This is a genomic window from Haloarcula marismortui ATCC 43049 (assembly GCF_000011085.1).
Taxonomy (GTDB): Archaea; Halobacteriota; Halobacteria; order Halobacteriales; family Haloarculaceae; genus Haloarcula; species Haloarcula marismortui.
The window spans coordinates 16,891-40,234 of record NC_006392.1 but is presented as its reverse complement, the minus strand read 5'-3'; the positions used below and the strand labels follow the sequence as shown (position 1 = coordinate 40,234).

21 protein-coding genes and 1 CRISPR repeat array are annotated in these 23,344 nt (G+C 58.7%); of the genes, 12 read left to right on the top strand and 9 right to left on the bottom strand.

Features of this window, described 5'->3' with window-relative positions; all coding sequences use genetic code 11:
* Position 1: 1 nt before the first annotated feature.
* From cas8b to RR_RS00775, 4 genes are all read right to left on the bottom strand, one after another.
* Positions 2-2,134 (bottom strand): type I-B CRISPR-associated protein Cas8b/Csh1, encoded by a 2,133-nt coding sequence (gene cas8b / locus RR_RS00790; RefSeq protein ID WP_011222266.1) that lies wholly within the window; start codon positions 2,132-2,134, stop codon positions 2-4.
* Positions 2,121-2,933 carry a CRISPR-associated endoribonuclease Cas6 gene (gene cas6 / locus RR_RS00785; protein ID WP_011222265.1) on the bottom strand — a complete coding sequence of 271 codons (813 nt, stop codon included), beginning with the start codon at positions 2,931-2,933 and terminating at the stop codon, positions 2,121-2,123. The genes cas8b and cas6 overlap by 14 nt, the downstream gene beginning before the upstream one ends.
* Before the next feature lie 605 nt (positions 2,934-3,538).
* Positions 3,539-5,222: direct repeats of the CRISPR family, unit length 30 nt; unit sequence ACTTCAACCGCCCAAGGGTCCGTCTGAAAC.
* 115 nt (positions 5,223-5,337) lie between these two features.
* The gene (locus RR_RS00780; RefSeq protein ID WP_049938439.1) at positions 5,338-5,589 is read right to left on the bottom strand and encodes a hypothetical protein; all 252 of its coding nucleotides are present in this window, start codon (positions 5,587-5,589) and stop codon (positions 5,338-5,340) included.
* On the bottom strand, positions 5,586-5,882 hold the full coding sequence (locus RR_RS00775; RefSeq protein WP_011222264.1) for a hypothetical protein: 297 nt from the start codon (positions 5,880-5,882) through the stop codon (positions 5,586-5,588). The genes RR_RS00780 and RR_RS00775 overlap by 4 nt, the downstream gene beginning before the upstream one ends.
* A 200-nt stretch (positions 5,883-6,082) precedes the next feature.
* Here RR_RS00775 and RR_RS22185 point away from each other — a divergent pair, with 200 nt between their 5' ends.
* Positions 6,083-6,247 carry a hypothetical protein gene (locus tag RR_RS22185; protein WP_171814222.1) on the top strand — a complete coding sequence of 55 codons (165 nt, stop codon included), beginning with the start codon at positions 6,083-6,085 and terminating at the stop codon, positions 6,245-6,247.
* Here the strand turns inward: RR_RS22185 and RR_RS23100 are convergent.
* A complete protein-coding gene (locus RR_RS23100; RefSeq protein WP_011222263.1) occupies positions 6,244-6,483 on the bottom strand; it encodes a MarR family transcriptional regulator in 240 nt (79 codons plus the stop codon). The two genes, RR_RS22185 and RR_RS23100, sit on opposite strands and share 4 nt — an antisense overlap.
* A 223-nt stretch (positions 6,484-6,706) precedes the next feature.
* Between RR_RS23100 and RR_RS00765 the strand changes: the two genes are divergently transcribed.
* The 6 genes from RR_RS00765 (at position 6,707) to RR_RS00735 (ending at position 14,724) form a co-directional block, all read left to right on the top strand.
* Positions 6,707-7,387, top strand: a complete 681-nt coding sequence (locus tag RR_RS00765) for a hypothetical protein (protein WP_011222262.1) — start codon at positions 6,707-6,709, stop codon at positions 7,385-7,387.
* Positions 7,384-7,698 (top strand): PadR family transcriptional regulator, encoded by a 315-nt coding sequence (locus tag RR_RS00760; RefSeq protein ID WP_011222261.1) that lies wholly within the window; start codon positions 7,384-7,386, stop codon positions 7,696-7,698. The genes RR_RS00765 and RR_RS00760 overlap by 4 nt, the downstream gene beginning before the upstream one ends.
* A 2,188-nt stretch (positions 7,699-9,886) precedes the next feature.
* Positions 9,887-10,186, top strand: a complete 300-nt coding sequence (locus RR_RS00750; RefSeq protein WP_011222259.1) for a hypothetical protein — start codon at positions 9,887-9,889, stop codon at positions 10,184-10,186.
* Complete coding sequence (locus tag RR_RS00745) at positions 10,186-10,398, top strand: hypothetical protein (protein ID WP_011222258.1); 213 nt, start codon at positions 10,186-10,188, stop codon at positions 10,396-10,398. Before RR_RS00750 ends, RR_RS00745 begins: the two co-directional genes overlap by 1 nt.
* A gap of 194 nt (positions 10,399-10,592) precedes the next feature.
* Complete coding sequence (locus tag RR_RS21760; protein ID WP_049938435.1) at positions 10,593-10,883, top strand: hypothetical protein; 291 nt, start codon at positions 10,593-10,595, stop codon at positions 10,881-10,883.
* Between the two features lie 436 nt (positions 10,884-11,319).
* Positions 11,320-14,724 (top strand): DUF5817 domain-containing protein, encoded by a 3,405-nt coding sequence (locus tag RR_RS00735; protein WP_011222256.1) that lies wholly within the window; start codon positions 11,320-11,322, stop codon positions 14,722-14,724.
* A 120-nt stretch (positions 14,725-14,844) separates the two neighbouring features.
* Here RR_RS00735 and RR_RS00730 read toward each other — a convergent pair whose 3' ends face one another.
* Both RR_RS00730 and RR_RS00725 read right to left on the bottom strand, forming a co-directional pair.
* Positions 14,845-15,360 carry a type IV pilin gene (locus RR_RS00730; RefSeq protein WP_011222255.1) on the bottom strand — a complete coding sequence of 172 codons (516 nt, stop codon included), beginning with the start codon at positions 15,358-15,360 and terminating at the stop codon, positions 14,845-14,847.
* A gap of 162 nt (positions 15,361-15,522) precedes the next feature.
* The gene (locus RR_RS00725; protein WP_011222254.1) at positions 15,523-15,906 is read right to left on the bottom strand and encodes a hypothetical protein; all 384 of its coding nucleotides are present in this window, start codon (positions 15,904-15,906) and stop codon (positions 15,523-15,525) included.
* A gap of 873 nt (positions 15,907-16,779) precedes the next feature.
* Here RR_RS00725 and RR_RS00720 point away from each other — a divergent pair.
* The 3 genes from RR_RS00720 (at position 16,780) to RR_RS00710 (ending at position 19,864) form a co-directional block, all read left to right on the top strand.
* Entirely contained in the window at positions 16,780-17,958 is a 1,179-nt protein-coding gene (locus RR_RS00720; protein ID WP_011222253.1) for a hypothetical protein, read from the top strand.
* A gap of 98 nt (positions 17,959-18,056) precedes the next feature.
* The gene (locus RR_RS00715; RefSeq protein ID WP_011222252.1) at positions 18,057-19,331 is read left to right on the top strand and encodes an IS4-like element ISHma1 family transposase; all 1,275 of its coding nucleotides are present in this window, start codon (positions 18,057-18,059) and stop codon (positions 19,329-19,331) included.
* A 26-nt stretch (positions 19,332-19,357) separates the two neighbouring features.
* Positions 19,358-19,864 carry a hypothetical protein gene (locus tag RR_RS00710; RefSeq protein ID WP_011222251.1) on the top strand — a complete coding sequence of 169 codons (507 nt, stop codon included), beginning with the start codon at positions 19,358-19,360 and terminating at the stop codon, positions 19,862-19,864.
* Between the two features lie 60 nt (positions 19,865-19,924).
* Here the strand turns inward: RR_RS00710 and RR_RS00705 are convergent, their stop codons facing one another.
* The gene (locus tag RR_RS00705; RefSeq protein WP_004966314.1) at positions 19,925-20,182 is read right to left on the bottom strand and encodes a hypothetical protein; all 258 of its coding nucleotides are present in this window, start codon (positions 20,180-20,182) and stop codon (positions 19,925-19,927) included.
* Positions 20,183-20,330: 148 nt separating this feature from the next.
* Between RR_RS00705 and RR_RS00700 the strand changes: the two genes are divergently transcribed.
* A complete protein-coding gene (locus RR_RS00700) occupies positions 20,331-20,678 on the top strand; it encodes a DUF7563 family protein (RefSeq protein WP_049938431.1) in 348 nt (115 codons plus the stop codon).
* A 57-nt stretch (positions 20,679-20,735) separates the two neighbouring features.
* On the opposite strand, the gene RR_RS00695 is transcribed toward RR_RS00700, so the two are convergent.
* Entirely contained in the window at positions 20,736-22,223 is a 1,488-nt protein-coding gene (locus RR_RS00695; RefSeq protein WP_232508501.1) for a hypothetical protein, read from the bottom strand.
* A 736-nt stretch (positions 22,224-22,959) separates the two neighbouring features.
* Between RR_RS00695 and RR_RS00690 the strand changes: the two genes are divergently transcribed.
* Positions 22,960-23,328 carry a helix-turn-helix transcriptional regulator gene (locus RR_RS00690; RefSeq protein ID WP_011222247.1) on the top strand — a complete coding sequence of 123 codons (369 nt, stop codon included), beginning with the start codon at positions 22,960-22,962 and terminating at the stop codon, positions 23,326-23,328.
* Positions 23,329-23,344 lie beyond the last annotated feature (16 nt).

Below are 23,344 nucleotides of genomic sequence, written 5' to 3'. Positions count from 1 at the left end.
ATCAGATGTCCTCCTCAGTGTCGTCAATTGCCGTGCTATCCCACTCCGGATGGTCGTTCATCCCATAGGTGACCCCCAGCGCATAGTAGAAGCGGAGGTCGTCGGTATCGAGATCCCATTCGTCGGGATCAGGTTTGAGGATCGTCTCGCGGAGCCGCTCGACGACGTGCTCGGCCTTTGTTCCCGGGTAGCTCTGACCCGCTTTCTTTTCTTGGCGGGTGTATGTGAGCGTCTTGCCGATGGTCTCCTGTGTCACCTTCTTGATTCGCGACTTGGTGATTGATTTGACTGGGAACTGATCAACAAGTGTCGTAGACCGGTCTTGGTCGTACTCCTGATAGCTCCCGATCTCGCCAACCAGCGCACCGAGCAGGAACGCACCGCGTCGCTGGTCGTTGTGAGGTGCGTCTTCGTCAGGAGCGAGTGCCGGCGTATCTTCGATGAACGATTCGAGCTTTGCCGCCGCGGGATGGCCGCCGTCGGCGGCGAGTATGTCTGTTGGTGGTTCCATCGTCTGTGTATCGTAGGTCGGTTCGCGCGTGATCGGTTCTTTGGCCGCGTCGTCGGATGTCAGTAGGTCGAGTTTGTCTGTCGCGAGTGCACATAACTGGGCGAACTGACTGGCGACGCGGAACGACGGGAAGCCTTCGACGTCGTCGTCGGTCTGTTCGGTTATAATGCGTGCAACATATTCTTCGAGCAGCGTTTCGACCGAAATAGCATCGCCGCTGAGGACGCTGACGAGCGCCTCAATACGGGGATCATCTGCGTCGGCATCGTCGTCGTCGCGCTGTGCGAACGTCTGAGCGAAGTACCACCCCGTCGAGACGGCATGGAGTTGCTCGTCACTGCCCGCAAGCAGATCCCAGTTCGGGTGTGTCGGCATCGGCGGTGTCCATTCCGCCCCGGAGTGGAACGCGGCTGACTGCTGCACCAACTGGTTGTGCTTGGTTGCGAGCTCTTTGGGATAGAGCAACCGGCCGTTCAGCGTCTCACCGAAGACATCGTACCGCGACATTTGGTGTGGCATGACAGCGGAGACGTAGAACCGGAGTTGGGCGTCACCAAACAGCGTATTCCGGTTCTCGTACTGACGTTCGATAGGTGTCATGCCGTCGTCTTCTGTCGTCGCATCGTAGAGTAGTTTGTATAGGTCGAACGCATCTGACGTTGAGATGGTCCCCCAGACGTACGGAAGACAATACACCTTCGTCCCAAACGTGCGGTACGTACATGCCTCGACGAACGTGCCGGCATTCATCACCGTCACTGCCGCGTCTTCGGAGATCGGATGGGTTCGCCACGCCTCCTCGATGTCTAGGCCGGGGAATTTCTCCAGTTGTTTGCCGAGGTAGTAGTTCTGAGGGTCCTCAGAGGTTCCGACGGTCCGAGTCGAAGCCCCGGTGACGATATCGGTGGCCTGTCCCGAGGAGTCGTCGGCCTTGTTCTTCGTGACCAGTTTCGAGAGCTTACGGCGGCGCATCGCGGCCAGGAACACGTCACGCTCTGCAGGCCAGAGGTAGTCACCGTCTGGGTCAACTTTCACCTGCACCGTGAGTAGCGCCGTTGTCGACTCGCCGGCCAGTTCTCGCTTGACCGCCTCCTCGATGGCATCCAGGGTGGCCTCGTCCTCGCTGAGTTCGGCGAGTGCTTCGACGATATAGCCGTCCTCGTGTTCAGTTGCTGCCTCCTGCACAACCTCGTCTTTTGCCCATTTTGTTAGCCGCTCCTTCGCGTAGCGGGCAAGCTTCTCGGGACCACTGTTACGGCCAGCCTGATGCGTGACGCTATGGTCAATACCGCGTGCTGCTGGGTACTTGCAGTGAGCTACCTTCTCGACGCGGTCGTCAGTGTATTTTGTTACCCAGACCGGGCCTCGATCGTCGGTCGCCAGCTGCGGTTCATTACCTGAAAGATCCACACGGACAACGATGAGGCTGTCTTCGCTATCGACGAGGTCGCCTGCCTCATCGGGTGTGAGATATGCGGCGTAGTCGCCACCGCCTGCTGTCGCCAGCGTATACAGTTTGCCGTAGAGATACTGGAGCGAGCGCAGCGATGTGACCGGGCCGTCCGGTAGTTCATCAGCCAGCGTGTCCGCGTACCGCTCGCGGAACTGCTCAGGGGAAAGCATTCTCCCCCTCCAGTTCCGTCTCGTCAGGGCGCGTTTGATCGGTGATGTTGATGAACCCGAAGCCCAGCGAGTTGCGCTCGCCGAGGCCGACATCCAGCGCGAGATTAAGATGCCGTCGGTGGTCGTCGTCCCGGACGGTGTAGTCGAAGCGCCACTTACTGAGCACCCACTCTTCTGTCCGACCAGTCGTTGGCGTCACGGGAATGGCGAAAGTCTTGATCAGCTCGTAGCTGTCGAAGAGGTCGCCATCAACATCTGAGGGGCCCGCCAGATAGTCAGGCATGTAGAGCCGATGCTTCTTATCCAAGTTCGCTTCGAGTTGGGTCCGAAACGGTTCTAGGGTATGTTCCGGCCGCCAGAATTCGGCTTGGTCGTGGTTGACGTCCATCCCGTAATCGTCGAAGCGCCATGGCGGAATTCGAACTAGGAGACCAGTCCCAGTTTCGATGGTGCCGCTGGTGCCGGGCTCGCCGACATCGGGGGCGAGCGGCGAAACCTTGTCGACGTGGAAGGGCATCTCGCCGATATTTAGCTCCCGGTCGTGCGTGAGGTCCTCGGCGATGTGGGCGAGCAGCGATTCCTCGGGCGAGGCAACCAGGAGCGTTCGTTCGTCACCCTCGTCCATGTCCTGCGGGGGGAAGGGATTGCTGTATACGAACGGTTTTGGCTGGTTTTTGTCGTGGAGGGCGTCGTACTTGCTGTCCTCGAGGGCCTGCCAGATGCGGCCCTGCAGCTTGTTGTGGTACGTATTGTCGTAGGCGGCGTCTGTTCGTGCAGAGAGTCGTGCGAGGATCCGCATCCGATTACATCACCTCGACTGTCTGTCTAGTCGTCATAACAAGATGGTTGTTACTTGGCATGTGTATAAAGCCACGTCTAGCGCAGTGAAAGTAATCGGCCCCACAGGGGGCCAGCTGATAACAGGTCCCTACGAGTTCCCGAGTAACACGGGTAGCTGCTTCAACAGCATTCTGCGCCATCTGTAAGTACCTATTTTGTAGGGACAGTTACGGTATTCACTGGCGATGCTAAATTGGTTGTGTTGTCCGGGACTACTCTGTAGTCTCCGTCACTTCAGGATCGGCACGGATGTGCCCTCTCTTGAGCCAATTCATCGTGGGGTGGGTCGTATGTTCGTATCTCATAGCGATCTCCTTGCCACCCACCACAAATCGTAAATCCGTCCGTGCCAAAGCAGCGGCTGCTGGCACGGCCAGATTTCGATGTCTGGCTGGTGGCATTTGCTGCGTCAGCAAGCCTCCTCCCGCCAGGTTGCAGGCTTGCTGACTGAGCCCGGTTGGACCGGACTGTGTTCTGACTAGATGGCTCCATGCACATATACTTCTAGCACGGCTAGCTGAATGTGTTTCTTCGATAGCGGTCATCGGTCTCGCTGGTCAGACCCGATAAACCACTCAAAGGACCGTCTGTAACCCAAAACAGTCGGATGAGGTCTCCGTCCTCGTTCTCGCTTCAACGACCCGAGGGTCCGTCTGTAACTGGACTTCCTCCCAGACTTCGTGGTCGAGGATGTCGCTTCAACCGCCCAAGGGTCCGTCTGAAACCGCCGGTCAGCCACACTTCCGGCCCCCAGATGATACTTCAACCGCCCAAGGGTCCGTCTGAAACCAGGGAGATCGGCCAAATCGGGCCGTTCGTCGGACTTCAACCGCCCAAGGGTCCGTCTGAAACACGGGTTCGGCGGACGATCCCCTGATGGCTTGGCTACTTCAACCGCCCAAGGGTCCGTCTGAAACCTCGTGGCCAGTCACGTTGTAAATCAGGTCGACCGGACTTCAACCGCCCAAGGGTCCGTCTGAAACTCTGGTGGACGACATACGAGTGACCTTCAACGGCAGACTTCAACCGCCCAAGGGTCCGTCTGAAACTAACCAATAACGGCACAACCAGTGTTGATGTGACTATCACTTCAACCGCCCAAGGGTCCGTCTGAAACTCGTTGACGCGCGGATAAACGATACCGTGGACAGTCGACTTCAACCGCCCAAGGGTCCGTCTGAAACCAGTTTGGGACTGTTGTTGACGTGACTAGTGTTGGCACTTCAACCGCCCAAGGGTCCGTCTGAAACAGGCAGTTGAGCACCGACACGTCGCCGTCGTGCATGACTTCAACCGCCCAAGGGTCCGTCTGAAACGCGGTGGCCGCAGCTGGTCACAAGCACTCGGTGGGCCACTTCAACCGCCCAAGGGTCCGTCTGAAACTAGACGACTCGCTGGAGCCCCCGCAGTACCGGCGGGGACTTCAACCGCCCAAGGGTCCGTCTGAAACTAGACGACTCGCTGGAGCCCCCGCAGTACCGGCGGGGACTTCAACCGCCCAAGGGTCCGTCTGAAACGCTCATGATTCGACACGCACAACTCTTTCAGTCGACTTCAACCGCCCAAGGGTCCGTCTGAAACTTTCCGAACTTCGCGGTCCAGTGATACGGTGGACTTCACTTCAACCGCCCAAGGGTCCGTCTGAAACGACGTACTGTGTGAGTTCCGCCGCGAGGTCTTGGCCACTTCAACCGCCCAAGGGTCCGTCTGAAACCATCAACGACGACGGGAGCAAGACGCACATTCCGACTACTTCAACCGCCCAAGGGTCCGTCTGAAACATGATGTCGATGTCGTCGCCATCGAGCCAGACCCGCGACTTCAACCGCCCAAGGGTCCGTCTGAAACCCGTGTCGTCGAGGAACTCGGCGAGGTACTCCTGTCTGAACTTCAACCGCCCAAGGGTCCGTCTGAAACCTTACACTAAGCGGCCCCTTGCGAAAGTGCGGGGGTCACTTCAACCGCCCAAGGGTCCGTCTGAAACCGTTCGCGACTTTCTGTTCTGACCATGCAAGAGCTCGACTTCAACCGCCCAAGGGTCCGTCTGAAACGGCAGGATAGCCTCCTGGTCGTCGGCGTCTCCCTCACTTCAACCGCCCAAGGGTCCGTCTGAAACGAGTGCATCTATGCAAAGAGTGCGGCGAAGGATTTACTTCAACCGCCCAAGGGTCCGTCTGAAACCGATCCCGACGCACGCGCCCACGAAGACACCGAACAGACTTCAACCGCCCAAGGGTCCGTCTGAAACCATGCCCGATTCCCGGGACACAGCCTATTTCTAGCCTGGTTTCACTTCACTATTTTCGTCGACCGCCAATACCCCCGCAACCCCCGGGGGGTCGATGAAAATAGCCATCACCGTCCTACACCGTCGCTGCCACGTGCTGAAACTCAGCCTGCGACGGCGTCGGCTGCAGCGTCAACCCAGCCAGCGCCAGCTCACGTAACACCTCTGGCGGCACACCCTCAGCATCCCGAAGCACGGCATCAAGCGTCCATTCACCATACTGACTCGCACTCGGCGCAAGCACATCCACGGACTCAGTCGCCACTTCCTCTTGAATCGCCCTCGCAGCCCGTCGCACCCGCTTGCGCTCTTCGACAGTGCAGCTCACGCCTCAACACCTCGAACGAGATCGCCGACGAGCGACCCACCGACGTGCGGGCCGATATCCCACCCGCGCTCGCTACGAGTATATTCACACCACTCTGCAAGCGTCTCGAAGGGCGTCTCGGCGAGCACAACCTTCTCTGCCTCACCGTCAGCCATCACAACAGCCACGGCGAACTCGTAGCTATCCCAGTAGTGGGCAGTATCCTCGCCGTCGACGCCAAGGAAGAGCGGGCGGCCTTGGGTGAGTAGTTCGCGTGCGGTACGTTCTTGTGGATTGGATTGCGTAGTTGCCATTGGTTCTCCACGGAACCACGCGCCTCGGTGTTCCAAGCACCGGGGCGATTTCGTGAGAAATCGACCAGCAGCGCGTGTGTTCCTATTCTAAACTGTGTATCTCGTCGGACATAAATTTTTACATACGAAGAAACTAAATACGGTTATAAGACATGTCCCCTCGTCCAAGAACGTTCTCGAATCAAGAAGTACTCTCTTACATGAAATCGCATGATCGGCCCTTCTGCACCGCTAAGGAGATAGCAGACGAGTTCGGAGTATCAAATGGTGCGATTCTGGACAGGCTTCACGAGATGAGGGACCAGGAAAAAGTGGAAACAAAAGACGTGGGTGCCTGTGCAAAGGTCTGGTGGGTTGCCGGCTAAGCTTCTGCTACCCGAACGCGACCTTCGTCAGTGAGCCAGTAGACAATAGCATTTGCACCCACCTGGCGCTCATGAAGGTACCCATCGTCGACCAACTGATCCAAGCGCTTGTTTACACCCGTTCCAGACATGTCTAGCCGGTCTGCTAGTTCCGGCGCAGTCACTATTGGTCCAGGGGCAAGTGCGACTTCTTGTAGGATTTCGTCGTCGGAGACGTCCTTCGGACGACCAGCCATTGCTCTTCAATGGCACTGTCTTGGCAAAGTAATCACCGGCTTAAAAATACATACCAATGAATTAGATTATGCGCAGAAACTTATTTGGCAGTCCGGTGTAACAGTCTGAGATAGGCGACGCCTACTCTCGCACACAGCGTCCCATCGAACCCATGACCGTTTGCAAGCCCACCCACGAAGAGTCGCATCGCTCGCCAACCACGCCCCTCGCCGGAGGGAGAGCATGACCGCCTGGCACACCTGCACCGCCCTCCAGCGGGACCTCCTGAAAGCGATTGCCGACCACGACCACTACGACCGCGCGGCCACCGCCGACGCCCTCCAGATCGCCGTCGAAACCCGACGCGAAGCCACCCTCGACGACGCCCGCGTCACGGACGCCCTCGCCGAGCTCGAAGGCGACGAGCTGGTCACCACCACCGACGGGACCTACGCCCTGACTGACCGCGGCCAGGACGCCATCACCCAGGCCGCCCGGTCACTGGCTATCGTCACCGGCCACGATCTGGTCGTCACCGACGGCGGCACCACCATCCCCTCGCACACAGCGGCGGCCACCCGACTCGACACCGTCCTGCAGGCCGCCGAACCCGCCCTCGCCGACGACGAACTCGAACGGCTGGCCGCCGTCAGTACGTACCTCCGGAACACGGACGGCTTCGTTGTCGAGACCCACGCCGAGCCCGCAATCCGCAGCCACGCGCTCGATGTAATCGCCACCAGCGAAGACAGCCACGGCGCGTCTGCCGGCAACGTACTGGACACGCTCGCCCGGGAGTACGGGGCCAAGCGGGCGCTGACAGCCTTACTGGATCTACTGGTGCAAGGTGACTGCTACCAGCCCGAGCCAGCGACGCTGCGGCGGGTCGACACCGACGCCGACGAGCCGGGAGGCGACCGATGACGACCTACCACGACCTCACCGGTTTCCAGCGCGATCTCCTGGAGGCCATTGCCGCCGTTGAGGACGATCCGTATGGCCTCGCGCTCAAGGACTACCTCGACGAGCGCTACGCCGGCCCGATCAACCACAGCCGTCTCTACCAGAATCTCGACCAGCTCGTCGACAGTGGCCTCGTCAGCCGCGACGAGCTCGACGCCCGCACCAACGTGTATACGCTGACTGACGCCGGCCAAGACACGCTCTACCGACAGGCCGAAACACTCGCCGGCCTGTGTGAACTGCCTCGACCCGTCACTGGAGGTGCGCAGTAATGCCCCAACAACTCACGCAACGCCGTCGCTCAGCGGGCAAAGACGGGGACCCAGTCGGTCGGTGTTGTCAGAGGCACACAATCACTGGGCAGGTGATGACCGACTGGTACCCTACTGGAATATACGGACATCTCACACAAAACAGTTACTCGCAGGGACTCCCTCAAAGTCCGAGTTGGAAGGTAGTCCGCCGCCGCCCGCGACGACGGACCAGCTCTCGTGCCTCTGACAAGTATCCAGGACAAAGTGGACAACTTTGTGCTGGCACTTCTCGTGTAAGTGGCAATGACAAATGTAATTTACGATTCACTTTTGGAGCAGAACACATCCAGCAGCGTCCAGAGAAGCGATTTCTGGGACTGAACCAACCGATAGGATGGGTGGTAATATCGGAGACACGCCCGTGTGATCTACCCCCGACCCGTTGCTGGGGAGGGACGGCAGTGACGTTCGTTCCGGGCAGACAAGCCGAGAAACATACCACGCAGTTTTTATTTGGCTGCCGGAAAGCGGAGGCCGGGTGGCACTGGGCACCTGCTGTGCCACCCAAATGTCAGAGGCACAAGCGGGTTCTTTGCCCCGCACACGGCCCGGCCAGAGTGACGCCGCGATGTGGCCCAGCCTGTGGCGGCAATCAGAACCCGTTTTTCTCGTATGAACTGCCCAGTAATAATTCTATTTCAGCCCTGCGACACAGCGACACACTTCTGGCCGCCCGACTCTTCGGACAGTCAGGTTCCAACGCGGCGCTGGACCGTGACCGTCACGCAGATAGCCACCAGCGGGTGCGACGACTTTCCTGTCTACAGCAACGGAATGGTGGGTATCCTGGGGGTGTGGGAAGTGGGGTGGAAGCCACCATCCGAGATCGGCAACGAGCTCCGACCCTGCTACAATCAGGGGGATGGACACATCCAACGCGAGTGGACAGGGGCCAAGACCCACCTGCCGCTGACACGGGTGCTGGTAAAAACGGCTGCGATATCCCCGCGGTGTCTGTCGGTTTGCTACAATATTGTTCTCGGAATAAGCACACCGACCAGCATCGCCTGACGGCGACAGGGGTCTCGAACTGTGCACCGCAGAATGGTGGGCAGCCGGGAGACCCCGGCGTGCCTCGCACCACCCAACATCGCCGTTCCCGGCGACAGGTCCTGCACCCAACACATTCGCTTCGTCAAGCGGCTATCGGGGAAACATGGAGCGCGGGGCAGAACCTGTCGTCTGATAGCAGTGCTGTAGTTGATAGTTTTTATGGAATCGCAGACGCCGCTGGCGGGCGTGTTCGAAGCCGCTGGCAGGTGATCCGACAACAGAATGGGCGACAGCCATGGGCAAATGGCGTGTCGCAACCCATCCAGGATCGCCGAAATCGGCGACGGGCTCTGGACCCGGACTACTTGGGTGACCGATTGAGTCGTTTGGGAATACTGCGTGGGACCCAGAGCCCATCAGGACATGCGACGAGTCCCAGTCAAAACGCTTCCGATAGTCGCACAATCGCACGCCAGCAACGTGATAGAACTCAGTACATTCGAGCCTGGTGGCAGCGATCAGCGATGTCGCCGTCCCGTAGACTGTCGTCTCGCCATCAAGGACAGCCACGGAACGAGAATGGTGGGCAGCCGGAAGGAAGTGGGTGTGTGGGGGGAAGTGGCGTGTGCACCATTCGAAGTCGTCATCCACGACGACGGGTTCTGAACCCGAAGCTCGCGGTAGCGCAACTGGCTATCAGGGGGATCCGTAGCGGGGACCAGAACCCATTGTATAGAAAGACATTCACCAGACAAAACACTTACGCTATGTCATCGGATACATTCCAGATTGTCCAGCTCCAAACACACACGCTGGACACGCTATGTGCCAACAGTCGCACAGACACAGCAAGAAATCCAACAGCAACGACAGTATTCGGTCGGCGGCGGAATGGTGGCCGGCCAGGGGGGACGTTCAGTGTAGCGAGCGCGTCGGCCACCATTCGGCGTCGTCGCCTGCACCGACTGGTTCCGAACCTAGTCCGGCCAAGCCCATCGAGAAGGCGTACTGACCAGCAAGCTGGACTTCGGAACCTATCCGCTCGATTGGTCACAATCTGTAAAAGTCATTTTGGCCGACAATTATCACACCGCGGGTCGGGACGACGCTGCCAGCAACACATCGGGCACCCATCTCAGCCGGAGGTCGGCCAATGACTACTCGCCCAACTGCTGGCGAGATCGTCGCCATCACGACCACCGACAGTGAACCGCTGTTGCTGGTCTGTCGACAGACTGACGAGCACGTCACGGGCATCTTGCTGGCCGACCTCGCAACAGAAACACTCCAGCGGTTGCGGGCGTCCGAACCCGACACGGCTACACGCCAGCAACTGGCGCAGGCCATCGGCCGGACTAACGAGCTGCTGTCGTTCACCGTTCCGCTCACAGAGTGTGCGCTAGTTGAACGCGATAGCAGCCGTCCCGACCCCTTCGAAGGAGGGGATGCCTAATGGCCCGCGCTGACCCCTCGCCGGGTACTGCGACCGAGACAACGTCGACAGAAACCGATCAGTGGCGGCTCCGCTACATGGTCGGTGATCTTGAACACTACACCGAGTGGACGACCGAGTTCCCCACCATCGAGAACTACTACGACCAGTACCGCCGCGGTGACTACGCGCATGACGTTGTCATCGAGCGCCGGGCGGTGGTCGAACGATGACGGGGCGTGGCACTCACGACGGTGTCGACGGTCGCCGATCACTCGAGAACCGCTGGCTCGACGCCGACGCGGTCGCCGCCGTGGGTGAGCCAGCTCGTAAGCCTAAGACTGAGGATGGCCCGATATCGAGCAGCGCTTCGCCCGGCGTGAGCGGATCGTCTTCGACGAGGATGAGGCCCAAGATGAAGAGATGGATGACTGAGCCAGTTCGCCTCCGGGTTCGTGCTCGTCGCAACCAGCAGGGCTCGATACTTGAATGGCACCCTGATGACGAAGGCAACGGCAAAGAGGCACTTGCATCGCCATGGGCACTCATCTGTGATCTCGGCGCCGTCAACCGGTCGACCATCGTCGACGGCGATCTCGTCGCTGTCGTGGAGGTGTGGCCTCGATCGGGCGACGTGATCGTCCTTGAGGAACACGCCCGCAGCGAGAGTGCGACTGAACGCCTGCGGATGCAGGCCAGCGCGGAGGTGGCCCAATGAGGGCCTATAACCCGTCAGACGCGCGTCTGACGCGACCTGTTGCAATAGCCGACGTATTTAACACACAGCCGACCAAACCGATTCAACATCAAGCACAGAGAAGACACTCACCGCTAATCGGTGAGGAACGGGATGCCGGGGTCGTGCCACCGACCTCGGCTGAGAAGGTGACGAACCAACAGTTCTCACCTACTGTTTCTGACCGAGATAGAATAAACGTTGTGCCCGAACAGCGAGAGCTATCTCTGCGCTCTTGTTTGGGCCTCTCGTGTCGCCAGAGAGCCGCTAGACCGTCGTGAGCCGCTGATACGAAGATGCAAGCCGCAGACTACACACTGACCGGTACGCTTCAGCCCCTCTCGGGAGCGCCACGGGGAGAGCTGTCGCTCTCCACTGGGCGAAACTCCACCCAGAGAGGGTTCCCAGGAGGGATGCCATGACGTTCCACGTCGTCGGCTGTTCAGACTGTTCGGCACTCTGGATCATCGACGAGTCAAGGGACTCGAAAGCCTGCTGTCCAACCTGTGGCCGGACTCACAGCCGGGAGCACCTCCGTTCACTCGCGTCGGCTGCTGACAGGGAGGTCGCAGCGCAGCGACGGTCGGCTATCCTTGCATCACGCCGCGATGAGTCGGATGCTGACCTACGTGCGTACTGGGACCAGGCTACTGACGATCCAGTCATCGACGATCGAGAGTATCTCGACGGGATGGGTCTTGACGACGATCTCGTCGATAACCTCTGCGGTGAGTCTTCGTCAACGTCGACGACGTCTGATTCATCGACAACCCGTCCGGACTCCGGGCCCGACGTAGACGTCGACGTGGCGAACAAACCACAGCTCCGCGGGTCTGCCTATCCAGACGCCGCGGAGGAACCGGGAATTGCTCTACTGGACCTTCGGGGTCAGCTCTCGATCACCGGACTCACCTACCATGATGTGGCGCCACAAAGCTCCGAGTGGCTCGGTGATCTCCTTGCGGACCTCATCCCGATGACGGCACGCTGTGTCCAAGACCTCGCAGTTCTCCATGAAGAGGGACCCGACCCCTCGGACCCGCGCCAGACGAACTACGAGGTGCCCCGCTTCGTCCAAGAGGTTCTCGCCGGAGAGGTCGCTGGCCTCGAGGCGGCCGACGCTTCTGTCGGGGCTATCGAGGAGGCACGCGCCTACCTCGACGCGGCGGCCCGCTACGCGCTCCTGTGGGACAACGAGTGTTATCGGGCCCAGCGCGGGTTCAAAGGCACCGAGCAATTCGAGCGGATTCAACGAACGCTCACCACTACTGGCACGAGTCGTGGGCCGTTCAACGCTGGCGTCGACGCACTCCGACACTCGTTAGTCGCCCTGCACGCTGAACGCGAGACGCCACTGCCAGTCACGTTCGTTCTCGACGGAGAGGCCTGGACGGCAGCCGACCGAGAGACTGTGAAACGCGCCCTTCGGGTGTTGGATGTCCTTGCCGACGCTCTGGATGTGCGCCTCCAGATGTCGCCTGGAGTCCGGCAGCGAGTGCGTCGGCTGACGCTGCGGGCGCTCGACGCCGATGACGAAGCGGACATCCCGGCATGGGCTGAGCGCTTCTCGTTCCTTACTGAGGCCGGATACTCCTCCCGGCGTGGTGGGGACGTCGACGAGGACTCAGACGAGGGCCAGCTGGACGAGGAAGCCTGGGGCTGGGTCGATACCAACCGGTCCCAGACAGGCCCGCTGACTGTGCTGGCACATCTCGATACTGACGGTGAGCGCTCCGTTCGCGCTATCAAGCGAGACGACGCAATCGCCTATGCAGACGGCAGCATCGACCGCTACGTGTCGTTCCTCGAAGCCGAGGACATCATCACGGTGGATCGCTCACACGCCTCGAATCAGGTCTCGCTGACCGCTCTCGGCGAAGCAGCACAGCAGTATGTCGACCGAGAGGGTAACCCTGTCCACCCGTCCCAATCCCGGCTGTCGGGGGCGTCTTACGGACACCCCTCACGGTCTCGTAAGTGTAGTGTATCCGCCCAGAAGCGCGACCGGTACCCCCCCGCCGAACGGTGGCTTGCCGCGACCGGCTCCGCATCTGAGTCTGGCTATGTCCAGTGGCTCGGCGACCGCACTGGCTCTCGCGAGGTCGAACCGCCGGTTCTTCACCGCCGGTTTTCCGCCGCGAAACGCGTTGACGGCGTCACCTTCGCCGACGGGGACATCCTCGACTGGACGGACGACGATGACGCACCCGACGGCGACGGTCGCGTGTCCTACATCTCGACGTTTGATGACGAAGCGCTCGTCATCCTGCAGTGGGGCGGGCCCGTCGTAACACTGGGACGTCTGTGTGGTGCCTTATTCAGCAATCGGATGCTCAGTAAGGCATTAAATACGGATGCACTGGGGAAACAGTGGAACCGGGCCCACGACGGCGTCGAAACGTTCGAAAACGACCTCCACGATGTCCTCATTCAGGCCAAACAAATCGGCTGGCTTTCCAGTGACGAACTCGAAGATCTGGACAACTGGCGCGAACGGATCGGCGCAGTGCGGTCCATGCTCCTCTCGCAAGTTGGGGACTTCGACGACCTCGACTCCGGCCTGCAGGCCCAGCTGATGCGAGACCTCCACGGGCTGCTCTGTAGCGCGATGAACGTCTACGACGCCGCCGGCCTCGACGTAACCATCAACATCCGACTGCCCGATCCCGATGCGCTCCGGCGTAACGAGAATCAATACGAGAAGTTCCTCGATTTTGCTCGCTACACGATCACCAAACAGGCCGGCTATCGCGATGACTACGGCGTCCACAGCTGGTATCGGATGTGCATCGAGGACCGCCCACAGAAACTCCGGGCGCGGTCCGAATACGATATCGACGACACCGATCCCGTTGCTGACCTACTGGCGTCGTGGGTCTTCACGGGCCCTGGCGTCTCCGACCTCTTGCCCGACGTCCAGGAGGCCGTCGACGAGGAAGCGACTCGCCTTCGCGAGCGCGTCGACGCCGGCGTCGAAGACGCCGCCATCCTCGATATCCCGATGGTGGAAGCCAATTCCCACGGCCACATCCGGGGGCTCGTCCGGGAGATTGCCGACCGCAAGGGGTTCTATGACGGCAATCGCGCGGATCTCGACCGACTCACCCGCTGTCTGGAAGCAGCGCTCGCGGCGGCCGACCGTGGCCCCGACCCCTGCCTCGTGGCAGATGCCCTCGACAGCCTCGAATCGCGTGATAGCGTGTCCGACCGCCTCGACGTCGACGCCGTTGAGGCCGCGCTGGCCACGCTCCCCAGCGAGGCGATCTTCCCAACGTTGCCGCCGGCAGCCCGACGGATGCTCTCGGCACTGTTCGCGAGCACCGAGCCACTCGACCGGCAGGACCTCATCGAGATTACTTCAGAGAGTTCCTATAACCGCCATCACAAGACGCTGCGGGCGTTCTTCCTCGTGGAAGATACCGGCGAGGGCTTCGTCGCACACCTGGAGCCGTGGTGGTCGTCGACGTCATCGGTGAGCGAGCCATATCACGAGGACACTCCGTACCCGGGATCACCGGCCGGCCATCCGTCGCACATCCTGCTGGGCCCAGTCTATGACTCTGGGCTGCTGGACATCCCGCCGGACGAATACGCCGAGCTCGGATATCTCGACTACAAGGAGCTTCTCGACGAGCTGGGACTCTCGCGATGGCGGCCCATCCTGGAGGCGTTCTGTAGCGATTGCCACGAGGCAACTACTACATCGCATGCTGTGGACTCAGAGCTATCTTACTCGGACCACTCAGGGGTTCGAATCGGGCCGCCGTCGGTGACTTACGACACCGCTCAGGTATCGATTACTCAGACTGTCGCAGACGACTAATTGACGACTGTCCGTTGAATGCGTATATGACTTCCACAAGCAGTGAGACGTGTCAGCGATCATGCTGGGGGCAGCACGTGTCTCCATCGGCTGCCGGCTTTATGCGTCAACATATCTTAATTATGGGCGAAACGTTTCCTCAAACAGAGTGGCGCTTGATTCGCTATCTACATAGACGATATCGACTTCAAGCTCGTTGGCTGCTGGTGTCTCACCGTCACGGAAATCAGCTGTCCCGCTATTCACCCGGAATTCAATCGTTTCTCCTGCCGACCAGACATCCGTCCCATCATCAGCGATGAGCTTGGTTGATCCCGACCTCTGATCGATCAAGTCATCGTTTCCATCGATATTCTCATTCAACAGCTTGGATGAAGCTGTACTCGGCAGATCCACTAACCGCGCCTCGGTATCCACACCAGGGCCAGACGCACGAACAATGATCTCGATGTTCTCGACGGCCACGCTGTCACCGGCAACGTGTGTGATCCGAACAACCTGCTGGTCACGATCGCCGCCAGCAACAAATTCACCACTTGTCTGACCGACCGATGGCGCAGGATTATCGACATCCTCTGCGAATCCAAGTACGAACGTGGCAATCGTTGCGGCTAGTATGACTGCAATTGCGACCATCAGAATAACGGAAATAACGGGTGAAACAGCTCGCTTTTCTTCCACAGGCTCACTGTTGTTCCCTCTCAAAATAAATCACTGCCTCCTCTTTTGCACCATCTGCGCGTTCACCTTCCCTGTTCAGCCTGCCATTGGTAGCTGCTGTTAAGGGTGCCGCCAGATTCAGCTAAGCTGATATTGCTCTTGAATCGTCGGCGAGACCAGCTCGTAATCAATATGCTCACCGGTGAACTCAGCGTTCCAGACGAATTGGTTGGTGATGCCGTACTTGTTTCTGATATCGGCTGGTAAGCACCACTGGAGGCCGGTCTGGATGTCGACGATATCGATATCGTATGCGCCCGGCCCCAGTGTCGTTTCACAATAGTCCTGGTCGATGTGGAGTCGCACCGTCATCGACGAATTCTCGATATCACGGAGGCCGAGCCGGAAGACCCCCTCAGGTTCAGTCCCGGCCGCAGCCAGCCACTCTCTCTTGATGCCCAGGTACAGAGACGTCCCGCCGCGCTTGATCACACTCCGGCCCGCAGCCATAGTGTTGGCCATGCCAGATACTTACCGAGTAACTAGGATAAACGTATCGACCGAATCAGTCAATAGCTGTTAGATACTCTGAAATTGTATATTTACGGCATTTAGAATATCGACTCTATTTGACAGCGTACTAGTAGATATAATATCTAAGTCAGACGTTGAGACCTCTTACCAGTTGTTGTGCGTCTGGTTTTTATCTACCAGAGACGGTGGAATAGGTGAGCGATAGGCTTGCCTACTGTTCAACTTCGTATTTGTTACTTGCTGGGATCGTTGTCCCACATTTGACGCAACTAAGAGTCCCGGTAGGAGCGGTTCCGCAGACCTCACACCGCCACGTGTCCCCGACCTTGATTATGTCACCATAACAGTCGTCGGAAGTGTGTACAGTCCCAGTTCGTGTGTATCCACAGTCAGGACATTTGTATTTCCTAACCGTTACCATATTCGGGGTTATTGGATCTGCCCGAAAATACCTTATTCTACTTTTGATTTCGATGATGGCTGACCAATCCCAGTCCGGACCACTGCGCTCAGGAATAGATTCGCTGCATTCATACCAACTGATATACCAGCACATTTCTGCTATTTTGAAGCTCCGTCTGTCGACCGTTGGCTCGCCCCTTGGGTAGCCTTGGTTGTTCTCGCCGGACGAGGAATCCACACCAGCCTCGCTCACTGCTGAACCTATCGCTGTCTGCCGATTGTGCGCTATCTTTGGATTGGGGCTGACAAACTAGACAGATGCCCCATTGTGTTGCCGTCTCCGGATTCTCTCTTGGGAAGAACACAACGACGCAGAGACACCACTGCGATGGGTTTGGACTGGCCAACGACTGAAACCTCCCGTAGACATTTGTAAGCCAGCAGCTAGAGTCTCTCGTAATGCCACGCAGGTGGACAGAACAATATATGCGGGAGCGGTTTCCTGCCGAGGTTCGTGAAAAACGACTTGAGCAGGGGTTAGATCCCACACAAAAACCCACACACGAGTGGCTCCGAGAGAACGGCTATCGGCAGTTTCTTCGCCGGGCTCGTGAGCTCGGGTACACACCCGATACGTTCCTCCTTGAGGAGTGTGGATTCGATGAACGGCACAAAGAGTGGCCTTGCTCTGATGGGGAGCTGATCAGGCGTCTGGAGGACTGGCTAGCCTACCACGAGGACGTGGGTGAACGTCTCAATAGCACATCCATCGGCGACGCCCGAACCCATCTCCGGCGCATCATGGAACTGTCTGAACAGTGCATCGGAACCGGAAATCTGCTGAAGTATGGCCGTGGTGAACAGACGGTCTGTGTCCGGCGGGCAAAACACCTGATGCGAGCTCTGAAAACCGAGTTCGAGAATAGCCAGACACGATCTAACTACATCACCACGTTTCGGGACTTTCTGCACGATTCGTACAAAGATGGGTACGTTGAGCATGAGCCGATTACAGCGCTGGTCGACCGATCCGGCTGGACTGAAACGACCAACGGACCGGGATTCGCCGCGACAACTGATCTCGTGAAAGCGTATTTTGAGGCCTGTGAAACCCGTGTCGAGAAATTCCTGATACTCGCGCTGGCGGGATACGGCGTCCGACCAAGTTCGATCTGTGGGGACGAAGATCGCGATGCCTTCGTGCTCGATGCCGAGGTACCGCACATGACCTTCTCGGATGCCCGCAAGAACGGTCCGGGACAGATGCCACTGGTCATCGGTGTCGATTTCGTCCGGTCGTACTTCGAGACACTGGAGCAGGACCCATCGTATGACGGTACGATCCTCCCGAGTGACCGGTCTGCCGATGGTGCCCGGTCAGCGCAGTGGGTACGAGACAAGATCGCAGCCATCGGCGAGCGGACAGACGCAACGCTGCCAAACGGAAATAAGCCGACACCGAAGCACTTCCGGCAGTTCTGGTATACTCGTTTTATCGAAACGTACAGTGAGTGGCTCGATCGAGCCGACGATGTTGCCTCAATGCGCGGGGCTTCCTCGGGCCAAGTGGCCGCAGAGGCCTATGCCGGTGACAGTCCGTGGTTCAAACAATTCATCAGATCATCTGTCTTTAGCTAAGAGACGAACCACGTGACAGCAGCGGCTTATCGAGGCTACTTTTCGAGAGGAATGAGGAGGAGTCCGCTGTGCACACTGACACCTCCTCGTCGAGAATCATGCGTCGGCTCACTACACTGTTTCCCTCCGAGTTCCTCGAAGAGCACGCCGAGGAACTCGGCGTGGTCGAGCGAGAGGGCAAGCTTCAGATTCCTGTCCTCGTGTGGGCGCTCGTGTTCGGCTTCGCCGCAGGCGAGAGCCGAACACTCGCTGGGTTTAGACGCTGCTACAACGCTACAGCTGACGAACCGATCTCTTCTGGCGGTTTCTATCACCGGTTGACGCCTACTCTTGCAGAGTATCTCCGCGACCTCGTCGAGGCCGCGCTCGACGAGGTCGCTGTCCCTGATGCTGTTGACGCTGATATCGACCGATTCAGGGACGTGATGATCGCTGATGGAACCGTGTTGCGGTTGCACGAGTTCCTCTCTGATGAGTTTCAAGCCCGCCACGAGGAGCAGGCTGGAGCGAAGCTCCACCTGCTCCACAACGCCACCGACCAGACGATTGAACGGATCGATGTGACTGATGAGAAAACGCACGACAGCGCGCTGTTCAAGACGGGATCGTGGCTGCAAGGACGACTGGTTCTATTTGATCGGGCGTACTTCAAATACCGCCGCTTTGCGTTGATCGACGAGAACGACGGCTACTTTGTGAGTCGGCTGAAGCAGAACGCAAATCCGGTGATAACGGCGGAATTACGGGAATGGCGCGGCCGCGCCATTCCCTTGGAGGGCAAGCAGATCCACGACGTGGTCAATGATCTCTCGCGGAAGTACATCGACGTAGAGGTGGAAGCAGAATTCAAGCGCGGCCAGTACGAGGGAACTCGGTCGCTGGACACGAAGCGGTTTCGCGTCGTCGGCGTCCGCAACGAGGACGCCGACGACTACCACCTGTACATCACGAATCTGCCGAGAGAGGAGTTTCTCCCGGCGGATCTAGCGACGCTGTATCGGTGTCGATGGGAGGTAGAAACGTTGTTCCGTGAGTTGAAAACGCAGTACGAACTGGACGAATTCGACACGAACAACCCTGATGTCGTGAAAATTCTACTATACGCTGCGTTGCTGTCACTGCTGGTGAGCCGAGAGTTGTTGGATCTGGTCACCGAGCAGGCCGACGATGAGATCGTGTTTCCGCCGGAACGCTGGGCGGCGACCTTCCGGTCGCACGCCCAGCTCATCCTCCACGAACTCGGTGAGTACCTCGGCTACTCGCCACCGCCGTTGCTGGAGCGGCTGATCGAGGATGCTCAGAAGATCCACCAACAACGACCGATCTTACAAGAGACGCTCGCTACCGCTACACAACCGAGGTGTGAGTCTTAGCTAAAGACGAATGATTCATCAGATATATGCGGCCGACGCTGGAGGCAGCCTTCCCGGCGGAGATCACACCAGCTGATGAATTGGGCAATATCGACGTCGATCCCGACCGTGGCCCGACAGGCCAGACATCGCTGCAGACGTTTGCACATACGACTGCTGCGAGCGTTCTGGGATGGTGCTCGGTTGCTATTGGTGCTCTGACGAAAGCTCGTCTTCAGAAAGAGAAAGCAGAGTATCTGCCTGATGACTGTGAGCTTAAGATTGTACGACCGCGCCGATTCGCGAAGGGTACTCTTGTCTCGATGGCCCTGCTCGTTATCATGGGGATACAGATGGCTGAACAGGGTGTCTACTTCAATCCAGTAACAATGGAAGCTGGCACGCCAGCCATCCCAACACTGCAGGTTGTCGGTGGTTCAATGATTGGTGCTCTCAACACGCTGTGGGCAGATTACAAAGTCCGAATACAGGATGAGCCAGACAAACGCGGCGTGTTTGACGCACTGCCGTTCTTTGGGCCGGACGCTGAGTAAGTCTGCGGTAGCGACCTCCGGTCGCCTGTGAACTATTCGACCGAAATCAGATGTAATATCCTACCCCCGGCTTCCGCCACCGGCACCGACCTGCACACCGGTCTCGGGGGTGTCGCCAGTGTACCAGGAATCGTCGACACACGACTCGTCGAGCACAGAAATCCGCCACTCGCCGGGCTGTTCCATTTTGACGAGGAATTGAATCTCGGTATCGGGGGTCCCATCTTCATCCAGCAGCCCACACATATCGAGTTCGTCTTTTGGAATCGTTACCATGCCGGAGTTGCCGCGAACATTGAGTTTGTTAATGCTTGGCATTATATTTCACGACCATCGCCAGTGAATGGCCACACTCCTGCTGTTCGGTGAAGACGAGCGTAAAAACCACTCCCATTTTGACACCAATTCGTTGACACCTGTCAAAATGGGCTGGTGCTTTACTAGGCGTGCCAGCCGATACCGTGCTATGGTGACCTCCGTCTCCTGCCTGAATTGTGGCGAACCGGTTGATGCACAGTACGCACGTGTGTTTGGGAACGATGATGACGAGGTCCATGCCTGCCGGAACTGTGCGACGCAAGGCGCTATCGCGAACGGCGCCGCCGTCGACGCCGATCGAGATGGGACGCCGCTGGTGCACCGTCCCGACGTCGACGAGCCCGTTGAGGCTGTCTTCCACGAGGCAGAATCCGAGGAAGACTCCGAGGACTACGTCACGCTCGAGGAACTCCGCGAACAGCCGACCACCACACAGACTGGGTCAAGCACCGACCATCACGACGACGAGGCGTTTGCTGCCCTGATCGCTGAATAGCCTTCAACTCGCCTCGAACCGGGCCCTCGACAGATTGCGGTCCACTGTCGCATCGTTTCAGTGATGAGAGACGCGTGCAGCGACGATGATCTCGCCCGCTGCCCGCTCAAAGAGGAGTTCATACCCCTCAGCCGTCTCTCGCAGCGGGCTGTCTGGGAACGATCCGTCCGGATATGGGCTCGACGGCGACTCGACAATCTCCGGTTCATCGCCACCGATATCGATCAGCCCGCTTCCGGGTGCGAGGACACGCAGCTCATGGACGGCGCCATCGACTGCGGTATACTCTTCGACGATCGTGGGCTGCCCAGCCTCATCGGTCGCGACCTGGACGGCATCATCGCTCTCATCTTCAGCAGCAGACTCAGGAACACTCAGCCGGAACTGGAACTCCGGTGTCTCATGTGGATAGCCCAGGTCAGTGAACTGGAACTCGGAAAACCGGCTTTCGGTATAGCAGAGGCCATAGCCCGGTGGCCGGGACGCGAAGAGATTCTGATCTTGCTTGAGGCCTCGGAAGGGCTTGGGTGTTTCTGCCTTCGTCGTTCGATTCGGGCGCTCGCGGTTACTCAGCTCGACCCAGTAATCAAATTCCTTGAGCCAGTGATTGTGGACATCTTCCTCGTGATGGGCTGCGCCGACGAGCGACACTCCGGCTGACCGCATTTCCTTCGCGGTGTCTGACATGATCTCGACACACTCGTAGGTCCAATGGCCTGCCTCGCCACCACTCGTGGATTCCGGGGCGAGCATTCCGAATTCATCGATATAGACGGTCATCCAATTCCGGTCACCATCGCTGTCAACCCGCGTTCCGCGGAATGTCCGGGCGGCGAGAAACCCAAACCACCAGTGTACAACCGGAGTCGGCTTGTCTTCGCCCTGCGGCGTGAACTTCGGCTGTTCGGTCGTCGTATCCGGAATGGCCATTGCTCTTTCACAGCCCCGGAACAACGGATCGGGATAGACGACATTGAACGTCCCTTTCGGATGGTCCTGGAGCTGCTCGATGAGATCGAACACGTCAGTGTAGTAGCGCACCGCCCGGACCAGCTCCTCTGGAGTGGGCGCGTCGCGGTCGACAGCCTCCATCCAGCGGCCGTTGACATCAATCCCCTCTGGTAACCAGAGCGTTGTCCAGTCGCGGAGTCGACGCCAGTCTGAACTCTGCTGACGACCGTTGCGGACAATTCGCTCGCCGTTGTGTTCCATCTGGTACGTGGCAAACTGGTCGATAGCAGTGGACTTCCCGGAGCCTTTCGGGGCCTCAATGAGCGTGAGACTGGCTTTCGGACTGGTGACGGTATCTGGCCCGTCAGCTGCATCTTCGATATGGATGAGCATATCCGGATAGACACCAGAAAGGGCTGCCCCCGTTCGTCGATAGAAGGCTTCGGGATCGAAGGCGGGAATATTGAAGCGCTGACGGATTTCGTGGGCATCAGAGGGGTATTGACTCGGCGCCGGTCGACCGATGACGATGGGCTGGCCTTGCTGTGTTCGAACAGTGTAGCCGTCGCCGTCAGGATCTTCGCCTATCAACATCAGTGGGTGTGCAGCTGTGGCTGGCTGGTACCGATAGTTGCCTCGTGGCATTCTATTGCGGGCCCTCTCTCATCGGCGAGTGCCTTGCAGTGGTGGTCGAAGCTAGCTGCCGGCTTGTTCCTGTCACCAGCGACTGCAGTGCTGAGAGCCACAGTGGTCATCGCAGAATAGTTGACAGGCGACTAGAATAAATCCGTGGGCTCTCATACACGCGCTCGTCTGTGTGATGAACTCGAGCGCGTACGCCGTGGACCTCACCAGCATACCTTCGGTAACGACCCGTGTGGATCTGCCCGCTGCCACAGCCCGCTGACTCGACTGTGAGCAGTAGTCAGTACTGGATATATACGAACCCTGTCAGGTACGGTCGATGGTGGCAGAAAGGGGAGATATTGGCTGGGTAGTGACACTGACGACATTGTTGTGACGTTTTTGCGGTGAGCGGTACGCGCGCGTTTCCGGAACTGGAACGGAAGGGGGGACCCCCCAACCGCCCAGTCTGTGCATATTGACTGACCTGCTGCGTCCACTCATAGTATCTTCCGCGAGTACAACATATCAGAACTAGAGTATAGTTCTGTTTGGGATGTCATCAGTCCCAGTCATGCGGTGCCGGAATCTACTAGGATGTTCAACTGCTATCAGCTGGTACTGATGTTCGTGTTGATGCCACAGTCTGTCGGCCACTCACAATGCTGGGAACGCACGCGTCGCAATCGTGTTGGAGAGAGTATTGATGAGTGAGTCACGACTGAGCGACGGCGAGGGCGCTGGGGCGCTGGAGGAGTGGGTCGCACTGACGGCAACTGAGCGACGTATCCTCGCCGAGATCAGTAAGATGGAACAGGAGGACTGGGCGATGTGGGGCGGAGCAGTGATTGATGCGGTGGGCGAACAGCACCTCTCGGTGTCAGACAAACAGGTGTATCGCGTCCTTAGCAAGCTGGTTGACCGGGGGTGGCTGGTCGATTTGATACCGGACAAGCGGACGAGCCGATACGCACTCACGCCAACTGGGCGAGATGTGCTTGAGGCAGGCCATGCAGAGCTGACAGCAGCTGTCGACGAACTCCCGGATGAACTGCTGAGTGAGCGTCGGGAGTAGTTTGCACCGACCAAGC